At 47.2% G+C, this 1,139-nt stretch carries 3 protein-coding genes; 1 reads left to right on the top strand and 2 read right to left on the bottom strand.

Annotated elements, in window-relative coordinates:
• On the top strand, positions 1–186 hold a 186-nt coding region (locus EBR25_14350; protein NBW42150.1), incomplete at its 5' end, for a hypothetical protein.
• 50 nt (positions 187–236) lie between these two features.
• On the opposite strand, the gene EBR25_14345 is transcribed toward EBR25_14350, so the two are convergent.
• Positions 237–434 carry a hypothetical protein gene (locus EBR25_14345; GenBank protein NBW42149.1) on the bottom strand — a complete coding sequence of 66 codons (198 nt, stop codon included), beginning with the start codon at positions 432–434 and terminating at the stop codon, positions 237–239.
• Positions 431–745: a hypothetical protein gene (locus tag EBR25_14340; GenBank protein NBW42148.1), complete on the bottom strand. Its 315-nt coding sequence runs from the start codon at positions 743–745 to the stop codon at positions 431–433. The genes EBR25_14345 and EBR25_14340 overlap by 4 nt, the downstream gene beginning before the upstream one ends.
• Positions 746–1,139 lie beyond the last annotated feature (394 nt).

Genomic DNA, 1,139 nt, shown 5'->3' with positions numbered 1-1,139 from the left:
TATGGCAAACCTCACGCTGAGCTCATTGGCGACCTGAGGATTGGTCATTATTTCCTTGGCGGTTTCGTAAGCACCAAGGCGATAGAGCTCGCCTTTGGAAGCACCCACCTTGTTGGCTGCTTCTTGAATGTAGCGGTCCATATCCGTGGTGATGCGGAAACTCGTGGTGATGTTCTTGAGGGTTGAAGTGGTTCTAGCCATAGCAATGCTCTCCCTGTAGCAATAGTTCCAAAGCACTATTTATATAGTCGGTGAAGGTGAGTGAAGGTGAGGAACACCATTCGCGCGAGGAGCGTGGTTCTCACAGACTCACTGTCGCCGTGTTGGTTTTGAGCAAGGCGAGCGTAGAGTTTCATCATTTCCTCTTGTTCCGCCTTGAGGTCGTGTGACGGAAAGGGTTCGCTGTTCGCCTGTGAACTCAATCGCAATTTCATTCAGCGTCCTCCTGAAACAAGAACATCAGATTTGACTGCGCTGCTTCTCTTGAGTGCTCTTCGGTCAGTTCTTGAACAACGGAACCTCGTGGAATCTCTAGTCCCGCATTGAATTGGCGTGATCGCTTGTCGTACCAACCCTGCCCAAAGAGACGAGCAGGTTTTCCGTAGACTCTACAGCGATAGATGTAGTCCACCAGTTGCTCGTCTAGAGTGATGATTCCTGAGTTCGGTAGGTAGTGAGTGGCGCGACCTTGTTTGGGAAATCGTTCCATTGACGGATAGAACGAGAAGTAAAAGTGCTTGTTCATTGATAGAGACTCCTTTTGTTCTTGTGGTTATCAGTGCCTTCGTATTGCTATTTATAAAACTTATGATTTTCGTTTTGAGCGAACAGGTACCGATGGAAACCAGTAGAGCTCTTCAGAGAGTCTCAAGGTTGAGTCGTCGCATTCGCTCCGCCTCAAACTCGCTATCGCTCGTGGTTCCTGTTGGAATCAGATATCAGATATCAGGTATCAGCTAACAGATATTTGAAGAAGTGCTAGAGATATCTGAATATTGAAGTTATGTATTTACTGACGGAGATGCTTGAACGAAGGGTGTTCTATCCCCTAGTCAGGAGATAGAACACTCAAGAAGTTCTGACGGTGGATGTCTCACTTCAGGATGCTGTTTGTTAGAGAAACTCGGATTGAGCGATCA

It is taken from the genome of bacterium, assembly GCA_009926305.1.
In the GTDB taxonomy this organism is placed as follows: Bacteria; Bdellovibrionota_C; UBA2361; order UBA2361; family RFPC01; genus RFPC01.
Note: the sequence above shows the minus strand (reverse complement) of the source record. Positions and strands in the feature narration are given on the sequence as shown.

What these genes read in the sequence shown, in the direction of transcription:
- EBR25_14345 (NBW42149.1), bottom strand. Translation starts at nt 434, where the DNA reads ATGAAATTGCGATTGAGTTCACAGGCGAACAGCGAACCCTTTCCGTCA.
- EBR25_14340 (NBW42148.1), bottom strand. Translation starts at nt 745, where the DNA reads ATGAACAAGCACTTTTACTTCTCGTTCTATCCGTCAATGGAACGATTT.